Annotated in this window: 15 protein-coding genes; 7 read left to right on the forward strand and 8 right to left on the reverse strand. The window is 71.3% G+C overall.

The genetic code is table 11. From position 1 onward, the window contains the following. Nucleotides 1-41: 41 nt before the first annotated feature. On the forward strand, nucleotides 42-872 hold the full coding sequence (locus MCHLDSM_RS26265; protein ID WP_082169075.1) for a helix-turn-helix transcriptional regulator: 831 nt from the start codon (nucleotides 42-44) through the stop codon (nucleotides 870-872). Here the strand turns inward: MCHLDSM_RS26265 and MCHLDSM_RS26270 are convergent. Together MCHLDSM_RS26270 and MCHLDSM_RS26275 are read right to left on the reverse strand one after the other, a co-directional pair. After that, nucleotides 850-1578, reverse strand: coding sequence for a GntR family transcriptional regulator (locus MCHLDSM_RS26270; protein WP_048472650.1), 729 nt, complete (start codon nucleotides 1576-1578; stop codon nucleotides 850-852). The genes MCHLDSM_RS26265 and MCHLDSM_RS26270 overlap by 23 nt on opposite strands. Further along, complete coding sequence (locus MCHLDSM_RS26275; RefSeq protein WP_048472651.1) at nucleotides 1579-2739, reverse strand: acyl-CoA dehydrogenase family protein; 1161 nt, start codon at nucleotides 2737-2739, stop codon at nucleotides 1579-1581. A 48-nt stretch (nucleotides 2740-2787) separates the two neighbouring features. Between MCHLDSM_RS26275 and MCHLDSM_RS26280 the strand changes: the two genes are divergently transcribed. Genes MCHLDSM_RS26280 through MCHLDSM_RS26290 form a run of 3 tightly spaced genes read left to right on the forward strand, consistent with a single transcriptional unit; the run spans nucleotide 2788 to nucleotide 6213 of the window. After that, nucleotides 2788-3789 carry a MaoC family dehydratase gene (locus MCHLDSM_RS26280; protein ID WP_048472652.1) on the forward strand — a complete coding sequence of 334 codons (1002 nt, stop codon included), beginning with the start codon at nucleotides 2788-2790 and terminating at the stop codon, nucleotides 3787-3789. Between the two features lie 16 nt (nucleotides 3790-3805). Continuing rightward, the gene (locus MCHLDSM_RS26285; protein WP_048472653.1) at nucleotides 3806-4918 is read left to right on the forward strand and encodes a CoA transferase; all 1113 of its coding nucleotides are present in this window, start codon (nucleotides 3806-3808) and stop codon (nucleotides 4916-4918) included. Beyond that, nucleotides 4912-6213 (forward strand): amidohydrolase family protein, encoded by a 1302-nt coding sequence (locus MCHLDSM_RS26290; protein WP_048472654.1) that lies wholly within the window; start codon nucleotides 4912-4914, stop codon nucleotides 6211-6213. Before MCHLDSM_RS26285 ends, MCHLDSM_RS26290 begins: the two co-directional genes overlap by 7 nt. A gap of 7 nt (nucleotides 6214-6220) precedes the next feature. Here the strand turns inward: MCHLDSM_RS26290 and MCHLDSM_RS26295 are convergent, their stop codons facing one another. Both MCHLDSM_RS26295 and MCHLDSM_RS26300 read right to left on the reverse strand, forming a co-directional pair. After that, the gene (locus MCHLDSM_RS26295) at nucleotides 6221-7063 is read right to left on the reverse strand and encodes an alpha/beta hydrolase (protein ID WP_048472999.1); all 843 of its coding nucleotides are present in this window, start codon (nucleotides 7061-7063) and stop codon (nucleotides 6221-6223) included. 104 nt (nucleotides 7064-7167) lie between these two features. Further along, nucleotides 7168-9366 (reverse strand): acyl-CoA dehydrogenase family protein, encoded by a 2199-nt coding sequence (locus MCHLDSM_RS26300; protein ID WP_048472655.1) that lies wholly within the window; start codon nucleotides 9364-9366, stop codon nucleotides 7168-7170. 154 nt (nucleotides 9367-9520) lie between these two features. Between MCHLDSM_RS26300 and MCHLDSM_RS26305 the strand changes: the two genes are divergently transcribed. Together MCHLDSM_RS26305 and MCHLDSM_RS26310 are read left to right on the forward strand one after the other, a co-directional pair. Then, nucleotides 9521-10744 (forward strand): alpha/beta hydrolase, encoded by a 1224-nt coding sequence (locus MCHLDSM_RS26305; protein ID WP_048472656.1) that lies wholly within the window; start codon nucleotides 9521-9523, stop codon nucleotides 10742-10744. Between the two features lie 25 nt (nucleotides 10745-10769). Continuing rightward, nucleotides 10770-12188 carry a WS/DGAT/MGAT family O-acyltransferase gene (locus MCHLDSM_RS26310; protein ID WP_048472657.1) on the forward strand — a complete coding sequence of 473 codons (1419 nt, stop codon included), beginning with the start codon at nucleotides 10770-10772 and terminating at the stop codon, nucleotides 12186-12188. On the opposite strand, the gene MCHLDSM_RS26315 is transcribed toward MCHLDSM_RS26310, so the two are convergent. From MCHLDSM_RS26315 to MCHLDSM_RS26330, 4 genes are all read right to left on the reverse strand, one after another. Continuing rightward, nucleotides 12185-13438, reverse strand: coding sequence for an alpha/beta hydrolase (locus MCHLDSM_RS26315; protein ID WP_048472658.1), 1254 nt, complete (start codon nucleotides 13436-13438; stop codon nucleotides 12185-12187). The two genes, MCHLDSM_RS26310 and MCHLDSM_RS26315, sit on opposite strands and share 4 nt — an antisense overlap. Continuing rightward, nucleotides 13431-15065, reverse strand: a complete 1635-nt coding sequence (gene fadD12, locus MCHLDSM_RS26320) for an acyl-CoA ligase FadD12 (protein WP_048472659.1) — start codon at nucleotides 15063-15065, stop codon at nucleotides 13431-13433. Before fadD12 ends, MCHLDSM_RS26315 begins: the two co-directional genes overlap by 8 nt. Continuing rightward, nucleotides 15065-15856, reverse strand: coding sequence for a 1-acyl-sn-glycerol-3-phosphate acyltransferase (locus MCHLDSM_RS26325; protein ID WP_407661932.1), 792 nt, complete (start codon nucleotides 15854-15856; stop codon nucleotides 15065-15067). The genes fadD12 and MCHLDSM_RS26325 overlap by 1 nt, the downstream gene beginning before the upstream one ends. Nucleotides 15857-15969: 113 nt before the next feature. Further along, nucleotides 15970-16650, reverse strand: a complete 681-nt coding sequence (locus tag MCHLDSM_RS26330; RefSeq protein WP_048472661.1) for an SDR family oxidoreductase — start codon at nucleotides 16648-16650, stop codon at nucleotides 15970-15972. Nucleotides 16651-16875: 225 nt separating this feature from the next. On the opposite strand from MCHLDSM_RS26330, the gene MCHLDSM_RS26335 reads away from it, so the two are divergent. Further along, nucleotides 16876-17808: a helix-turn-helix domain-containing protein gene (locus MCHLDSM_RS26335; RefSeq protein ID WP_048472662.1), complete on the forward strand. Its 933-nt coding sequence runs from the start codon at nucleotides 16876-16878 to the stop codon at nucleotides 17806-17808. Nucleotide 17809: the final 1 nt, after the last annotated feature.

Consider the following 17809-nt stretch of genomic DNA (forward strand, 5'->3'; position numbering starts at 1 on the left):
TACACCCTGTTTGCGGCGTCGCGATTTCCTACCCTGGAGAGGTGACCGAGCTGGGGGAGTACCTGAGGAGCAGGCGCGCCGCGCTCCGCCCCGCCGACGTGGGTCTGACCAGTTCGGGCACCCGCCGCGTCCCCGGCCTGCGCCGCGAAGAGGTGGCTCTGCTGGCCGGGGTCAGCACCGACTACTACGGACGGCTCGAACAGGGCCGCGAACGGTCCCCGTCCGTTCAGGTGATCGAGGCGCTTGCGGCGGCACTGCGCCTCGATGACGACGGCAGGGCACATCTGTTCACGCTCGCCCGGCTCACGCCGCGGACGTCACGTACCTGGGTCTCCGAACAGGTCGACCCCGGACTGCTACGGTTGATGGCGGCGTGGCCCGACAACCCGGCGTTGGTCTACAACCGCGCCTACGACATCCTGGCCGCCAATCCGTTGGCCACCGCGTTGTTCGGCGAACTCGGCGCGGTCGGCAATCTGATGCTGCTGGTGTTCACCGATCCGCGGGCTCGGGAGTTCTACGCCGACTGGCACGAGGTCGCGGCCGACTCGGTCGCCGGCTTCCGGATGGCCTACGGGTCCGCGCCCGAGGATCCCCGCGCGGGGGCCGTGCTGGCCGAGCTACTGACCAGCGAGGAGTTCCGCGCGCTCTGGGAGCGCCGGGATGCGCGGCGTAAATGTCTGGCTCGCAAACGTTTCCGCCATCCAGAGGTGGGCGTGGTGACGCTGAACATGCAGACGTTCGACGTCCGCTCGTCACCCGGGCAGGAACTGATCGTCTACGACGCCGACCCGGGCACCGCGAGCGCCGATGCCCTGACACTGCTCGGAAGCATCGCGGCCACCGCGGCTAACCCGAGCGGCGCAGGGTGACCCGGTAGGTGTACTGCTCGGGCAGGAAGTGGCTGACGGCGAGTTCGACGGGACGGCCGTCGTCGTCGCCGTAGAGGCGGTCCACTCGCAGCATCGGATGCCCGGGCTCGCAGCCGACCGCGGCCGCCACACCCGCGTCGGCCATGCCGACGGTGATCGTCTGGGCGGCCTCGGCGATCGGCGCGTCCAGATGCGGCTCGAGCAGTCCGATCACCGTGTGGGTGCTCACCGCTGCGGTGCGCAGATGCGGCGACGCCGACACCGCCGCCGCGACCGCCGGGGGAAGGTGAACGACAGTGTGCCCGAACGGGACCCCGTCGTGCAGCCGCCGGAACGTCACCGAGTGCACCACGTCGTCGTCGAGGCGGAGCCGGCTGGCGGCGTCGATGTCGACGCGCCGGCGCAGCCCGTCGAGCACCTCCATCGTGGTGTCGTCGGACAGGCTCATCAGGTCGTCGACCGAGCCCAGCCGGCGCAGGTAGCGCCGCCCGCCTTCGCCGGCGTAGCTGCCCCGCCCCGGCACCCGGTACACCACGCCCTCGGCCACCAGATCCTGGAACGCCCGTCTTACGGTCTGCCGCGAAAGACCATGGCGCGCCGACAGTTCCGACTCGGTCGGCAGGCGTGCGCCGTCGGCGTACCGGCCGGCGACGATCTCCTCGCGGAGCCGTTCGCGCAGCACCTGATAGGCCGGCGGCGCCTTCATCTACAGACCGCCCCTGGCCACCAGCTGGGAAGCGATGACGTTGCGCTGGATCTCGTTGGTTCCTTCGCCGACGATCATCAGCGGCGCGTCCCGGAAGTACCGTTCGACGTCGTATTCGGTGGAATAGCCGTAGCCGCCGTGGATGCGCACCGCGTTCAGCGCGATCTCCATCGCGGCTTCGGAGGCGAACAGCTTGGCCATGCCGGCCTCCATGTCGGCGCGCTCACCGCTGTCGTAACAGTCGGCGGCGTGCAGCGTCAGCTGGCGTGCGGCGGTCAGCTTGGTCGCCATGTCAGCCAGGTAGTGGCCGATCGCCTGGTGCTTCCAGATGGGCACCCCGAAGCTCTCCCGCTCCCGGGCGTAGGCCAGCGCGTCGTCCAGGGCGGCGGTCGCGACTCCCAGCGCCCGCGATGCCACCTGGATGCGCCCGGTCTCGAGGCCTTTCATCATGTGCGCGAACCCTTTTCCGGGAACACCGCCCAGCACCGCGTCGCCGGGCACCCGGCATCCGTCGAACGCCAGCTCGCACGACTCGACACCCTTGTAGCCCAGCTTGGGCAGATCGCGCGACACCGTCAGGCCCGGCGTCGGGTTCTCCACCAGCACCACCGAGATACCCGCATGCCGCGGCGTCGCGTCCGGGTCGGTCTTGCACAGCAGTGCGATCAGGCCCGAGCGGCGGGCGTTGGAGATCCATGTCTTGGCGCCGCTGATCACCCACCCGTCGCCGTCGGGCCGGGCGACGGTGTGCATGTTCTGCAGGTCGGATCCGCCGCCGGGTTCGGTGAGTGCCATCGTCGCGCGCAGCTGCCCGGTCGCCATCGCGGGGAGGTAGCGCTGCTTCTGCACGTCGGTGCCGAACAGGTCCAGCAGTTTGGCGACCACGGTGTGCCCGCCCATCGCGCCGGCCAGGCTCATCCACCCGCGGGCCAGCTCCTGGGTGACCAGCACGTAGCAGCGCGTCGACACCGGGGTGCCGCCGTAGGCCTCCGGAACGGCGAGCCCGTAGATCCCGATGCGCTTCATCTGCTCGATCCACGCCTCGGGGTAGGCGTTGGCGTGCTCGACGTCGCGGACGGTCGGTTTCACCTCGCGGTCGACGAACTGCGCCACGGTGTCGACCAGCATCGTTTCGTCGTCGTCGAGCAAATGTACGGCCATTCTGCCGATGTTGACACATGCGAAGCGTCAGTGCCAGCATGACCGCTTGTGACTTTGTACGGCCAAATCTCGGGGGGCCCGTTCTTCGACGATCTGCACGTCGGTCAGGTCTTCGATGCGGCGCCGACGATGACGCTGACCGCCGGGGTGGCGGCGGCTCACCAGGCGATCCTCGGGGACCGGCTGCGGCTGCCGCTGGACGCCGAGCTGTCGGCGCTCGTCACCGGCGCGACCGCGCCGATGGCGCATCCCGGGCTGGTGTGCGACGTGGCGATCGGGCAGTCGACGGTGGTCACCCAGCGGGTCAGAGCCAACCTGTTCTACCGCGGCCTGACATTCCACCGGTTCCCGGTCATCGGGGACACCCTGTTCACCCGCACCGAGGTGGTCGGGCTCAAGCAGAACGCGACTCGGCCGGGCCGGCCGCCGACCGGGCTGGCCGCGCTGCGGATGACGACCATCGACGGTGTCGGCCGGCTGGTGCTCGACTTCCACCGCTGCGCGATGCTGCCGCTGAGCGCCGACGGCGTCGAGACCGGGCACAGCGACGACATGGCCGCGATCGGCGCCGGGGCCGGACCCGCCCCCGATCCCACCGCCGACTGGGACGCCGACGCGTTCCGCGCCCGGGTCCCCGGGCCCGGTTTCGACCCGGCACTGGCGGGCACCGTGCTGCGCAGCACCGCCGACGTGGTCACCAGCGCCCCCGAGCTGGCCCGGCTGACGCTGAACATCGCAGCCGCACATCATGATTCGCGGGGATCCGGCCGCCGGCTGGTGTACGGCGGGCACACAATCGGGCTGGCGTTCGCGCAGGCCTGCCGGATGCTGCCCGGTCTGGTGACGGTGCTGGGCTGGGACTCGTGCGACCACACCGCGCCGGTGTACGAGGGCGACACCCTGTACAGCGATCTCGCTGTCGAGGCCGTCGATCCGCTGCCCGGCGGCCGCGGCGGCACCGTGCGGCTGCGCTCGACCGTCTACGCCGTCGCCGACGACGGCGCCGATCGGGCCGTGCTCGACTGGGTCTTCACCGGCCTGCTGTTCTGACCGCCACAATGGTCAGATGACGCCGGTGGTGCTCCCCGCGGCCGTGCTCGCCGAGGCGCGGGCGACGGCGCGGGCGGTGACCGCAGCGACCGGTGTCGATGTCGACGCCGACGACCTGCTGGGCGGACGCGCTGCGCTGCTCGACCTCCCGCGCGGGGGCACCGTGTCGGCGGGGGGTGCCACCCGGCTGATGGGCGCGGCGGACGGGTGGTGCGCGTTGACCCTGGCGCGCCCCGACGATCTCGACGCGGTGCCCGCGCTCGTCGAGGCGCAGGACACCCCGGACCCGTGGGCGGCGGTGCGGGAACGGATCCGGGCCACCGGGGCACACGCGGTCGCGGCGCGGGCGCGGCTGCTCGGCCTGCCGGTCGGGGTGCTCGGGGAAACGGCGCCGTCGTCGCCCGTGGTGCGCACCGTCGGTGCCCGCACGCACCCGCGCCCGTTGGGCGATCTGCTGGTGGCCGACCTGTCCTCGATGTGGGCCGGTCCGCTGTGCGGCCGGCTGCTCGCCCGCGCCGGGGCGACGGTGGTGAAGGTGGAGAGCCCGCAGCGGCCCGACGGCACCCGCGTCGGCCCGGCGCCGTTCTTCGACTGGATGAACGGCGGAAAGCTCTCGTACGCCGTCGATTTCGCGCGGCCAGAGGGACTGGTCAGGTTGCTCGCCGCGGCCGACGTGGTGCTGGTGTCGTCCCGGCCGGCCGCGCTGCACGCCCGGGGCCTGGGGCCCGCCGACGTCCCGGCCCGCGACGGCCGTATCTGGGTGCAGATCACCGGCCACGGCGCGGTCGGGGAGTGCGCGCACTGGGTGGCGTTCGGCGACGACGCGGCGGTCTCCGGGGGGCTGGTCGGCGGCACCGCGGCGGCGCCGGTGTTCTGCGGGGACGCGATCGCCGATCCGTTGACAGGCCTGGAGGCCGCCCGCGCAGTGCTGGAGTCGCATGCCCGCGGCGGCGGTCAGGTGATCGACGTGGCGATGGCCGCGGTGGCCGCCCGGTACGCGGCGCTCCCGCGGGTCGACGAGATATCCTGCAGCGCAACACTATCCGTGACGCAGACCGCCGCGCGGCTCGGCGAACACAACGCGCTGGTCGAGGACCTGGTGGCACGCCGGTTGGCCCCGGCGTGCTGATCCGCCGCGGCGTGCTGTTCGACGGCACCCGCACCGACATCCGCGTCGAAGATCGCATCACCGAGGTCGCCGACGGACTACCGGCCCGGCGGGGGGAGACGGTCCTCGACGCCGGCGGCGGCACCGTGCTGCCCGGCCTGCACGACCACCACCTGCACCTGCGCGCCGCCGCGGCCGCCCTGCACTCGGTACGCGTGGGTCCCGACGAGGTGACCGGACCGGAGCAGCTCGCCCACGTCCTGCGCGCAGCGACCCCCGGCGCCGACGGCTGGATCCGCGCGGTCGGCTACCACGAGTCCGTCGCGGGACCGCTGGATCGCGCCGTGCTGGACGGGATCTGCTCGAATCTCCCGCTGCGCATCCAGCACCGCAGCGGCGTGCTGTGGACGCTCAACTCGGCGGGCCTGGCGCTCGTCGGATTGCCCGATCATCCCGACGGCCGGCTGCGCAGCGCCGACACCGGCTGGACGGCGGCGCTGGCCCGCACCGAACCCGGCCTCGCGCAGCTGAGCGCGCGGCTGAGCGGCTACGGCGTCACCGGTGTCACCGACGCCACCCCCGATCTGAGCGCCGCCGACGTGGCGGCCCTGCAGCAGGCGCACCGGAGCGGCGAGCTGATGCAGTCCGTGCACTGCCTGGCGCCGGGCAAGCGCATCCTGCACGACGACGAGCTCGACCTCGACGTGCTCATCGGATGGATCGCCGCCCGGCATGCCGCGGGCGAATCCGTTGCGCTGCACTGTGTCACCGCCGCGCAACTCGTCGTCGCCCTCGCGGCGCTGGACTCGGCGGGCCGCCACCCGGCCGACCGGCTCGAGCACGCCGCCGTCGTCCCGGACGGCAGCCTGGCCGCGGTCGCGGCGAGCGGGGCCACCGTGGTGACGCAGCCGAACTTCGTCGCCGAGCGCGGCGAGGCGTACCTGCGCGACGTTTCCGCCGCCGAGCATCACGAACTGTGGCGGGTGGCCTCGCTGCGTGCCGCGGGCGTGCCCGTCGCGCTGTCGACCGACGCACCGTTCGGGCACCCCGATCCGTGGGCGGCGATGCGCGCTGCGGTGACGCGGCGTACAGCGTCGGGTGTGGTGCTGACCGCCGCGGAAAAGGTCACCGCCGCCGAGGCTCTGGCGATGTTCCTCGGCGATCCTCTGACCCCCGCGACGCCGCGGCGCATCGAGCCCGGTGTACGCGGGGACCTCTGCGTGCTCTCGGCGAGCCCGCAGCAGGTGCTGGCCGACCTGGACGCGGAGCACGTCGCGGCGACGGTGGTGGCCGGCGAGGTGGTCTACGCCCGGTGAGGCCGGCTCACACCGCCGACGGCGCGAACGCGGTGCGCAGTACCGCGCACTGGCTGTCGAAGAACCTCTGCGACACAGGGGCTTTGGGGGCGATGCCGTCGAAGCCGTGGAACGCGCCCTCGACGATCATCACCTCGCACGGCACCCCGGCCTCCCGGAGTCGCTGCGCGTACGCCACGTCCTCGTCGTGGAACAGATCGAGCGTGCCGACGCCGACCCAGGCCGGCGGCAGGCCGGCCAGATCGGTGCGCCGGGCCGGGACGGCGACGTCGCGGTCGGCGTCACCCAGGTAGGCCTGCCAGCCGTAGCGGTTGCTCGACTGATTCCACAGCCGGTGTCCCGGATTGTCCAGGCCGGTGCGTTCGACGGTCCTGTCGTCGAGCATCGGATACACGAGAAGCTGTGCGGCCACGGGGATCCGGCCACGGTCGCGGACGAGGAGCGCGAGCGCAGCGGCCAGGCCGCCGCCGGCGCTGGCCCCGCCGATCGCGACACGGTCCGGGTCGACGGACGGCAGCCCGGCGAGCCAGGACAGCGCGGCATAGCAGTCCTCGACCGGCACGGGGTACGGATGTTCCGGCGCCAGGCGGTAATTCACCGCCACCACCGTCGCACCGAGCTCGCGGGCGAAGCGACGGCACAGCACGTCGTCCTGGGCGGCGTCGCCGATGACGTAGCCGCCGCCGTGGATCCACAGCAGCGCCGGTCCGGGCGTGGTGACCCCGGGGGGACGGTGCAGCCGGACGCCGACGCCGGACGCCAGCGTGAGAACCTCCACGCCGTCGGGCTCACCGCGCCACATCAACCGTGACGCCGCCCGCACGAACGGCAGCGTGACGGGCGTGATCATCTGCTTGGGCAGGAGGCGGGCACTGCGGCGCAACTCGGGGTGGAACTCCGGGGTGCTCGTCTTCGTGGGAGATTTGGTGCGGGGCACCCGTTCAGTATGCGCAGCTACCGCAGCAGGGGATCCCGGGGCAGCCCCAGGATGCGTTCGGCGATCGTGTTGCGGGTGATCTCCGACGTGCCGCCGGCGATGGTCATCGCGCGATTGCCGAGGTAGCTGCGGGTCAGTGCCACGGTCTGCTCGACGACGGCGGCGGTCCCGGCCAGGTCGAAGGCCAGCTCGGTCAGCCGCTGTCCGGACTCGGCGACCAGCAGCTTGGTGACGTTGCCCTCGGGTCCCGGTTCCGCGCCGGTGATGGCGCGGGTGGCGCGGCGCAGGTTGAGCAGACGCAGGGTGTGGGTCTCGGCGATCACCTCCCCGGCGCGCAGCACATGGTGGGCTGCGGCCTGCGGTGCGCTGTCCAGCAGCGCCACCAGGTCGTCGGCGGTGATGCCGGTCAACGCGCCGGATCCGCCGCCGATGGAGATCCGCTCGTTGCCCAGCGTCGCCCGCGCCACCAGCCACCCCTTGTTGACGTCGCCGACGACGTCGGAGTCGGGCACGAAGACATCGTCGAAGAACACCTCGTTGAAGTGCGCGTCGCCGGTGATACCGCGCAGCGGATTGACCTTCACCCCAGGAGATTTCATGTCGATCGCCATCATCGTGACACCGGCGTGCTTGGGGGCGTCGGGATCGGTGCGCACGGTCGCCAGGCCCCAGTGGCACAGATGGGCCAGGCTCGTCCACACCTTCTGCCCGCTGACCAGCCAGCCACCGTCGACCTTGGTGGCCGACGTGCGCACGGCCGCGGCGTCGGAGCCCGCACCCGGCTCGGAGAACAGCTGGCACCACATCACCTGGCCGCGCAGCACCGGCTCGACCCATCGCTGCCGCTGCTCCTCGGTGCCGGCCTGGGCGATGGTCAGCGCCACCCACCCGGTGATGCCCATGTCGGGTCGGGCAACGTCGGCGAACTCCTCTTCGATCACCAGCTGTTCGAGCACGTCGGCGCCCCGGCCCCACGGCGCGGGCCAGTGCGGCACCAGGTAGCCGGAGTCGACGAGGGCGTCGCGCTGCTGTTCGGCGGGCAGCGCCCGCACCGCCGCGGCAGCCTCGCGGGCCTGCGTGCGGTACTCCTCGGCCTCGGGCGGCAGCGTGAACGTCGCCGCCCGGGCTCGTCCCTCGCGCTGCCCCGCCACGACGTCGAGCAGCGGGTCGGTGCCGTCGGCCATCAGCGCCGCCAGCGTGCGGGCCCGGCGCAGGTACAGGTGGGCGTCGTGCTCCCACGTGTAGCCGATACCGCCGTGCAGCTGAATGTTGTTCTGCGTGTTGAGGATCTGCGCGCGGATCGCCAGTGCCGCGGCCACCGCCGCGGGGAAGTCGGCGCTGGCCAGGTCGTCGGCGCGGGCCGCGTCCCAGGTGGCCGCGGTCGCCACCTCCGCGGCGACCAGCATGTTGGCGGCGTGGTGTTTGACGGCCTGGAAGGTGCCGATCGTGCGGCCGAACTGCTCGCGCACCTTCGCATACGCCACGGCCATGTCCAGCGCCGCCCAGGCGACACCCACGGCCTCGGCCGACGCCAGGATCCGGAACACCGTGCGGGCCTCGCGGGCCGCGCCGCGCAGCACCCGTTCGGCGGGCACCGCGACGTCCTGCACCACCACCGACCCGATGCTGCGGGTCGGGTCCAGCGACTCCAGCGCGGTGACCGTCACGGAACCGGCGTCGAGCACCACCACGTCGTCCCCGGCGACCAGCACCAGCAGGTCGGCGTCGGGGGCGCCCAGCACCACCGGGCTCTCCCCGCTGACCGTCCCGTCGGCGCCCACCGTCACGCTGCCGGTGATCCCGAGGGCAGCCACGGTCGCGCCCGAGCTCAGTCCCGGAAGCAGTTCTGCCCGAACCGAATCCGGCGCGGACTTCTCGATCGTCACCGCCGCCGCCACGGTCGGCAGGAACGGCCCGGGACACAGTTGACGGCCCAGGCACTCCACCACCACGGCGAGTTCCGCGAGTCCGAAGCCCGAACCGCCGTGCTCTTCGGCGACGGCCAGCCCCTGCCACCCGAGATCGGTTGCCGCCGACCAGATGTCGGCCGGGTGGCGGGATCCGCCGTCGAGCGCCGCGCGGGCCTGCGACAGGGCGTGCAGCCGGTTGAGCTGGCCTGCGACGGCGTCGGCGAGGGCCTGGTGGTCCTCGGTGATGGCGAGTGCGGACGCGCTGACGGTTGTGCTCACGGTGTCGGCCTCCCTGCCGGTCAACATGCCAGTTGACACTTGTCGAGAAGAACCTAACCTGCGGTTTCGCCGCTCAGCCGGGCTGTGGCCCACGTCACAAATGGGCCACGGCGGGAAAACAGTAGACAACGTTGCTGAGAATGTCCGTTTCGGTTCTGAACTGCGGGGTACGGTAAACGCCATGACGGAACGGCCGGATATCCGGTATCCCGGGCCCACGCTGACCACGCGTTTGCAGTGGCTTCTCAAGGCCGGTCCCAGCGACTACATGCTGGCCGCCAGCGTGGCCACCGCATCCCTGCCGGTGATCGGCAAGCACCTGGAGCCGCTCGGCGCACTCACGGCCGCCGGAATCTGGGGTGCCCGGCACGCGCCGGACTTTCTGAACTCCACCGTCAAGTCGCTGATGGCGCCCAACGACGCCGAGCTCAAGCAGCGCGAACGGGACTGCACCAACGAGGTCACCCAGGCCGCGCTGCGCGGCCTCATCTCGCCGAAGGACCTCGAGATCGACTGGCCGGCCGCCGAGCGGGTCCCGCCGGTCTGGAAGATGCGCGAACACCGGCGCCACGTGCACCGCACCTCGGTGCGCTACGGTCCGCGGCCGACCCAGCTGCTCGACGTCTGGCGCCGCGACGACCTGCCCGACCAGCCGGCGCCGGTACTGCTGTTCGTGCCCGGTGGGGCATGGGTGCACGGCAGCCGCATGCTGCAGGGCTATGCCCTGATGTCCCACCTGGCCGAGATGGGCTGGGTCTGCCTGTCCATCGACTACCGGGTCGCCCCGCACCATCCGTGGCCGGCGCACATCACCGACGTCAAGACCGCGATCGCCTGGGCGCGCGCCAATGTCGACAAGTTCGGCGGCGACCGTGACTTCGTCGCCGTCGCCGGCACCTCGGCGGGCGGACACCTCGCGGCGCTGGCGGGTCTGACCGCCAACGACCCGGAGATGCAGTGTGAACTGCCCGAGGGGTCCGACACGTCGGTCGACGCCGTCATCGGGATCTACGGACGCTACGACTGGGAGGACCGCTCGACGGTCGAGCGGGTCCGGTTCGTCGACTTCCTGGAGCGGGTGGTGGTGCGGCGCAAGATCGCCAAGCATCCCGATGTGTTCCGCAAGGCCTCGCCGATCGCCCGGGTGCACGCCGAAGCGCCGCCGTTCCTGGTGCTGCACGGCACCGGCGACAGCGTGATCCCGGTGGCCCAGGCCCGCAGCTTCGTCGATCGGCTGAAGGAGGTGTCGCGCTCGGTGGTCAGCTATGTCGAGCTGCCCGGCGCCGGACACGGCTTCGACATGACCGACGGGGCCCGCACCGGCGCGGCGTCGACGGCAATCGGCTTGTTCCTCAACCACATTCATCGAAACCGCAGCCTCATCGGGGCCAAAGAGGTTATATAGACACCTCCGAGGAGAGGTGCGGGCTGTGAAGAGGCTTCGCGGGTGGGACGCTGTTCTTCTCTACAGCGAGACCCCCAACGTCCACATGCACACGCTGAAGTTGGCGGTGATCGAGCTCGACGGTCTCGGCGGGGCGACGTTCGGCGTCGAGGAGCTGCGAAAGGTCCTGCACAGCAGGCTCTACAAGCTCGACCCGTTCCGCTACGAGCTCATCGACATCCCGTTCAAGTTCCACCATCCGATGTGGCGGGAGAACGCCGAGGTCGACCTCGACTACCACGTGCGGCCCTATCGCGTCGACGCCCCGGGCGGCCGCCGCCAGCTCGACGAGGCGGTCGGCCGGCTGGCGAGCACCCCGCTGGACCGCAGCCGCCCGCTGTGGGAGATGTATCTGATCGAGGGCCTGGCCGGCGGCCGGATCGCGGTGCTGGGCAAGATCCACCACGCGTTGGCCGACGGCGTCGCCTCGGCGAATCTGCTTGCGCGGGGCATGGATCTGCAGGAGGGGCCGCAGATCGACCGCGACTCCTACGCCACCGATCCCGCCCCGTCGCGAGGTGAACTGGTCCGCACCGCCTTCACCGATCACCTGCGCCAGATCGCCCGGTTCCCGTCGGTGGTGCGTTACACCGCGCAGGGTGTGCGCCGGGTCCGGCAGAGCCCGCACAAGCTCTCCCCCGAACTGACCCGTCCGTTCACGCCGCCGCCCACGTTCATGAACCACATGCTCGACGCCACCCGCCGGTTCGCCACCGCGACCCTGGCGCTCGACGACGTCAAGCAGACCGCCAAGCACCTCGGTGTCACCATCAACGACATGGTGCTGTCGATCTCGGCGGGCGCGCTGCGAAAGCTGTTGCTGCAGTACGACGGTCACGCCGGCCATCCGCTGCTCGCGTCGGTTCCGGTGAGCTTCGACTTCTCTCCGGACCGCATCTCGGGCAACTATTTCACCGGCGTGCTGGTCAGCCTGCCCGTCGAGATCGATGACCCTCTGGAGCGGGTGCGGGTCGCGCACGAGTCGGCGGCCGCCGGCAAGGAGAGCAACACCCTGCTCGGCCCGGAACTGGTCAGCCAGTGGTCGGCGTACTTCCCGCCGGCCCCCGCCGAGGCGATGTTCCGGTGGCTGTCCACCAAGGACGGCCAGAACAAGGTGATGAACCTGCCGATCTCGAACGTGCCCGGTCCGCGCGAGCGGGCCCGGGTCGGTGGCGCGCTGGTGACCGAGATCTACTCGGTCGGCCCGCTGACCGCGGGCAGCGGACTGAACATCACCGTCTGGAGCTACGTCGAGCAGCTCAACATCTCGGTGCTGGCCGACGGCAAGACACTGGGGGACCCGCACGAGCTGACCGATGCGATGGTCGAGGCCTTCATCGAGATCCGGCGCGCCGCAGGGCTTCCCGAGGAGCTGACCGTGGTCGAGACCGCGATGGCGCCCTAGCCGGCCTGTTCGCGGGGAGCCGCCGCGCGGGTGGCCTGCACCCAGGACAGGAACTCCTCGACCGCCTGCGCGGTGTAATGCGCCCGCGGCGAGCCGTAGTAGAAGTCGAAAGCGTGCTGGGCGTGCGGGATCTCGGCGTACACCACCGGCGACGTCGACACCTCGCGCAGCGCCTCGGCGAACTCGCGGCCCTCGGGCACCGGGATGATCGAGTCGTCGCGGCCGTGCAGGACGAAGAACGGCGGCGCGTCGGCGCGCAGCCGGTGGATCGGTGAGGCGTCGAGGTAGACGGCGCGGTTCGACCGGAACGGCAGCTTGACGACGAACTTCTGCAGGAACGCGATGAACTCCCGACGGCCGTTGCCGTGCACCGTGACCCAGTCGTAGCGGCCGTAGATCGGCACCGCCGCCACCACCGACGTGTCGGCGTCCTCGAACCCGGGCTGGAACAGCGGATCGTCGGGGGTCAGCGCGGCCAGCGCCGACAGGTGGCCGCCGGCCGAACCGCCGGAGATCGCGACGAAGTCGGGGTCGCCGCCGTACTCGGCGATGTTCTCCTTGATCCAGGCGAGCGCTCGCTTGACGTCGATGATGTGGTCGGGCCACGTGTTGCGCGGGCTGACCCGGTAGTCGATCGACACGCACACCCAGCCGTGGTCGGCCAGATGACTGAGCAGCGGATAGGCCTGCGGCCGCCGCATTCCGATCGACCACGCGCCACCCGGAACCTGAAGCAGCACCGGTGCTTTCCCGTCCCGAGGCAGGTCGGCGCGGCGCCAGATGTCGGCGCGGTTGGCTCCGCCGTGCGGGCCGTACTGCACGGTGCCGGCCTTCTCGACGTAGCGGCGCCGGATCAGGTCGTTGGGCGGGATTCCGATGCGCCGGCGGCGCTTGGCCTTCGCCTTCTCGGCGATCTCCTGGTAGTCCGCGCCCAGCGCCGCGCGCAACGGGTCCTCGAAGTGCGGCTGCGAGGAGGCGTTGCGGCGGTGGATCAGCCCCAGCAACGCCCACGAAACTGCGGTCAGTGCCAGGGCGATCCGCCCGCGGGTGCCCCGGAAGTCACCGCGGATGCCGCGGCGCACCGCGTCGGCCATCGAACCGGCCAGGTACAGCGCGGACATCTCCGAGGTCGGCCAGCCGAAGGCGAAGACGGGAATGGTGGGGTAACCCTCGCGGGCCAGTGGCCGGACGCCGTTGGCGGCGTTGAGCAGTTCGGCGACGGCGCGCAGCACGGGTCGGCGCTTAATCATGGTCGATGTGGTCCTGCAATTCCTTACGGGAGATCTTGCCGGTGATGCTGCGGGGCAGTTCGTCGAGGATCGTGATCTGGCGGGGCACTTTGTAGTTGGCCAGGTTGTCTCGCACGTGCTGCTTGAGCGAGTCCGGGGTAGCCGCGGCGCCGGGGGTCAAAACCACGAAGGCCACCAGGCGCTGACCGAACTTCTCGTCGTCGGCGCCGAGCACCGCGGCCTCCGCGACGTCCGGATGCGCGGTCAGCGTCTTCTCCACCTCGATCGGGTAGACGTTCTCGCCGCCCGAGACGATCATCTCGTCGTCGCGGCCGACGACGAACAGCCGGCCGTCCTCGTCGAGATACCCCACGTCGCCCGAGGACATGAAGCCGTCGTGAAAGTCCTTGGTCGCGCCGGAGGTGTAGCCGTCGAACTGGGTCTTGTTGCGCACGTAGATCGCACCGGTCTCACCGGTCGGCACCTCGTGGAGATCGCCGTCCAGGATCCGGATCTCGGTGCCCTCGGCCGGCCGGCCCGCGGTGTCGGGGGCGGCCCGCAGATCGCGCGGCGTCGCGGTGGCGATCATGCCGGCCTCGGTGGCGTTGTAGTTGTTGTAGATGACGTCGCCGAACCGGTCCATGAACCGGATGACGACGTCGGGGCGCATCCGCGATCCGGACGCCGCCGCGAACCGCAGCGACCGTCCGCTGTAGCGGTCCAGCACCTCGTCGGGCAGTTCCATGATCCGGTCGAACATCACCGGCACGACGCACAGCCCGGTGGCGCGATGCCGGTCCACCAGATCCAGCGTCGCCTCGGGATCGAACTTGCGGCGGGTGATCACGGTGCACGCCATCGACGCCGCGAACACCAGCTGGGAGAACCCCCACGCGTGGAACATCGGCGCGACGACGACCACGGGCTGCTCGGCCCGCCACGGCGTCCGGTCCAGGATCGACTTGAGCACGCCGGGGTCGCCGCCGGAATGGGTGGCGCCCTTCGGGGTTCCGGTGGTGCCCGAGGTCAGCAGGATCGTGCGGCTCCGCTCTGTGGCCCGCCGCGGTTCCTGCCCGGCGTGGGCGTCGATGAGCTGCTCGACGGTGAGCTCGTGGCCGTCGGTGTCGGTCCACGCGACGATCCGCGGCGTCTCGGGCCGCCCCTCCAGCGCACGGTCGACGGTGTCGCTGAACTCGTCGTCGTAGATCAGCACGAGGGAGCGGCCTTCGCCTTCACGCGCCACCACCTCGGCCAGCGCCGGGCCCGCGAACGACGTGTTGAGCAGCAGCACGTCGGCGCCGATCCGGTTGGCGGCGATCAGCGTGTCCACGAATCCGCGGTGGTTGCGCGCCATCAGCGCCACCACATCGGGCTGCCCACCGGGCAGTGCCTGCAGCGCGGCGGCCAGCGCGTCGGCGCGGCGGTCGATCTGGCGCCAGGTCAGGATGCCGATCTCGTCGATCAGTCCGGCGCGGTCACCGCAGCGCTGGGCGGCCGCGGCGAATCCCGATGTGACGGCCATGTTCTCGCGCTGCATCGCGCCGACGATGCGCAGGTACTTGTCGGGCCGCATCGGCGCGATGAGGCCCGCGCGCGTCAGCGTCGAGAGCAGGCCGACGGTGCCGGTGATCGGGTCGGTGATGCCCATCAGCCCAGCACCGGCAGCCGGCGCTGCGCGGCGAGGTCGTCGAGCGCGCGCTGCATCACGTGCCGGACGTGGGCGTCGACCTCGTCGATGTCGGGGTTCTCCCCGAACTGGGCGACGATGTCGATGGGCGGCAGCGCCTGCATGGTGATCTTGGTGGGCAGTGGCACGTTGACCGGCAGCACGACCGACAGCCCGAACGGGAAGCCGAACGAGACGGGCAGGATCTTGGTGCGGAACGCCCGCGCGATCGGGCCGAGCGCCTTGGCCACGTCGGTGCCGCGGCTGAGGAACAGCTGGCTCTCCTGGCCGCCGATGCCGACGGTCGGCACGATCGGCACCCCGGCGTTCAGCGCGGCCTTGATGTAGCCGGTGCGGCCGCCGAAGTCGATCTTGTTGGCCGCCAGCGTCGGCCGGTAGACGTCGTAGTCGCCGCCGGGGAACACCACCACGACCCCGCCGGAGCGCAGCGCCTCGTCGGCGTTGTGGTGGTTGGCTGGGATGAAGCCGGTCTTCTTCAGGAACGCGCCGCTGGGGCCGACCATCAGCAGGTCGTGGCTGAGCGTGTACACCGGCCGGTCGTAGCCGAACTCCTCGTAGAAGCCGCTGGCGAACACCGGCACGTCCATCGGCAGCAGTCCACCGGAGTGGTTGGCCACCACCAGCGCGCCGCCGGCCGGGAAGGTGTCCAGGCCGCGGACCTCGGCGCGGTGATAGCCCTTCAGGAACGGTCGCAGCAGCCCCATCACCCGCTCGGTGAGCACGGGATCCCACTTGGTGATCTCGGACGGCATGATGTCGGTCGAGCTCACGGAAGGCCCCCTGCAGAGACGGACGTCGGACTGGAACGTGTTCTAGTTTTGGCCAGTCTACCCAAGGCGTGGCCGGCGCTGTGCCGACCATCTTGTCACTGCGGGGCGTCGGACAGGTGGGCCTTGACGGTGCGGGTCAGTTCGTCGCCGAGGATCTCCGGCTTTCCGGCGAACAGGCCGTCGAGGGCCAGGCCCGCCACCACCGCGGGATCGGTCTTCTGGTCGGCCGGGATGTAGCTGACCATGTCGGTGTCCATGTAGCCGACGTGCAGCGCCGCGACGTGGATACCGCGCGGGGCCAGCTCGGCGCGCACGGCGTCGGTGAGGGCCCAGCCGGCGGCCTTCGCGGCGGCGTAGGCGCCACTGGTGGGCACGTGCGCCCAGGAGAGCACGGAGAGGACGTTGAGGATGGAGCCACCGCCGTTGCGCTCGATGACGGGGGCGAACGCGCGGATCATCGCCAGCGTGCCGAAGTAGTGCGTCTCCATCTCCAGCCGGATGTCGTCGATCGGGCCGTCGAGCAGTCCGGCGCGGGTGGAGACGCCGGCGTTGTTGATCAGCACGTTCACGTCGTGTGCGGTCTCGGCGGCGCGGCGCACCGATTCGGGATCGGTGATGTCGAGCTGCAGCGGGATCGCCCCGGGCAGGTCGATGGCCTCGGGGCGGCGCGCGGCGGCGTACACGGTGGCGCCGCGTTCGAGGAGCTGCTCGGCGAAGCGGCGTCCGAGCCCGCGGTTGGCGCCGGTGACGAGTGCGGTGATGTGGTCGGTGGTCATGTCATCCTCCTGCTTGGCACTGCTGGGTATAGCAGCCTGAACGCAGAGGGCGGGCCGGAAAGTCCCGCCGGCCGAAAGCCAGCGGTGGGTGCCGCGCGACGGTAGGTTCATGCTCACTATGGCGGAACCTGGTCGGGGGTTCCGCCCTAGTGCTTTTGCGGGTCAGGGCGGGACAGCAGGAAATGTCATGGTCCCGGGGCCGCCGCGGCGGCGATACTCGGACGCGTGACGGACCCATCGGGGCGCGACCGGCTGCGCGAACTCCTCGACGCGGTGACCGATATAGGCGACGGCTCGGGGAGAAGAGTTGTCGGTGCGATGGCGCGCAGCAGCCACGCCTCGGAATTCCACTTCTCCCGGGAGGTGCGCCGGCTCACCGGCGAATCCCCCGCGGCGCTGCGGCGTCGCATCATGCTCGAACGGGCGGCCTGGCGGCTCCAACGCGGTGAACCGGTGTCGGCCGTCGCCGCCGCGGAGGGCTGGTCCTCGGCCGAGGTGTTCTCCCGCGCCTTCCGCCGCACCTTCGGACGCCCGCCGTCGGAGGCCGCCGCCGTGCACTTCCGGCTGCCCGCGCCCAACGGGCTGCACTTCCACCCGCCGCAGTCGCTGTGGCTGGACAGTCCCCGCAGTACCGCCCCGGCGCCCGACGTGACCGCGCTGATGATCGACCACGACCTCGCCGACACCGCGCATCTCCTGAGCCGGGCGGTCGAGCTGACCCCGCAGCAGTGGACGGCGCCGATCCGCCCGGCCCAGACGGTGCTCGACTGGGACGGGCCCGAACCCAGCGTCGGGGCCGTGCTGGGCGCGATCGTCTGGACCAAGCAGGTGTGGCTGGCCACCATCGCCGGGGAGGACTTCCCGGCGCGGACCTCGACGAGTCCGGACCTGGTCGACGCCGACGCGCTGGCGGCGTTCCACGACGAGATCGGAAAGCGTTGGCGCACAACGATCGCCGATCACACCGCGGCCGGGCGACTCGGCGACACCGTCATCGACGCGCTCTGCGAACCGCCCGAGTCGTTCCCGCTGTACGGGATCGTCGCGCACGTGCTGACCTACTCCGCGCACCGGCGCGAACTCACCCGCGCGATGCTCGCCGAGCACGGCGTCGACACCGGCCGCGGTGACCCGCTGGACTGGATGAGAGGAACCTGAC

Source organism: Mycolicibacterium chlorophenolicum (assembly GCF_001044235.1).
Taxonomy (GTDB): domain Bacteria; phylum Actinomycetota; class Actinomycetes; order Mycobacteriales; family Mycobacteriaceae; genus Mycobacterium; species Mycobacterium chlorophenolicum.

Bases quoted from the DNA above. Each gene is read 5' to 3' on its own strand.
- fadD12 (WP_048472659.1), bottom strand. From the start codon at position 15,065: ATGGGCATCACCGACCCGATCACCGGCACCGTCGGCCTGCTCTCGACG.
- MCHLDSM_RS26330 (WP_048472661.1), bottom strand. From the start codon at position 16,650: ATGACCACCGACCACATCACCGCACTCGTCACCGGCGCCAACCGCGGG.
- MCHLDSM_RS26300 (WP_048472655.1), bottom strand. From the start codon at position 9,366: ATGTTGACCGGCAGGGAGGCCGACACCGTGAGCACAACCGTCAGCGCG.
- MCHLDSM_RS26325 (WP_407661932.1), bottom strand. From the start codon at position 15,856: ATGCCGTCCGAGATCACCAAGTGGGATCCCGTGCTCACCGAGCGGGTG.
- MCHLDSM_RS26275 (WP_048472651.1), bottom strand. From the start codon at position 2,739: ATGGCCGTACATTTGCTCGACGACGACGAAACGATGCTGGTCGACACC.
- MCHLDSM_RS26270 (WP_048472650.1), bottom strand. From the start codon at position 1,578: ATGAAGGCGCCGCCGGCCTATCAGGTGCTGCGCGAACGGCTCCGCGAG.
- MCHLDSM_RS26315 (WP_048472658.1), bottom strand. From the start codon at position 13,438: ATGATTAAGCGCCGACCCGTGCTGCGCGCCGTCGCCGAACTGCTCAAC.
- MCHLDSM_RS26295 (WP_048472999.1), bottom strand. From the start codon at position 7,063: ATGATCACGCCCGTCACGCTGCCGTTCGTGCGGGCGGCGTCACGGTTG.
- MCHLDSM_RS26285 (WP_048472653.1), top strand. From the start codon at position 3,806: ATGACGCCGGTGGTGCTCCCCGCGGCCGTGCTCGCCGAGGCGCGGGCG.
- MCHLDSM_RS26305 (WP_048472656.1), top strand. From the start codon at position 9,521: ATGACGGAACGGCCGGATATCCGGTATCCCGGGCCCACGCTGACCACG.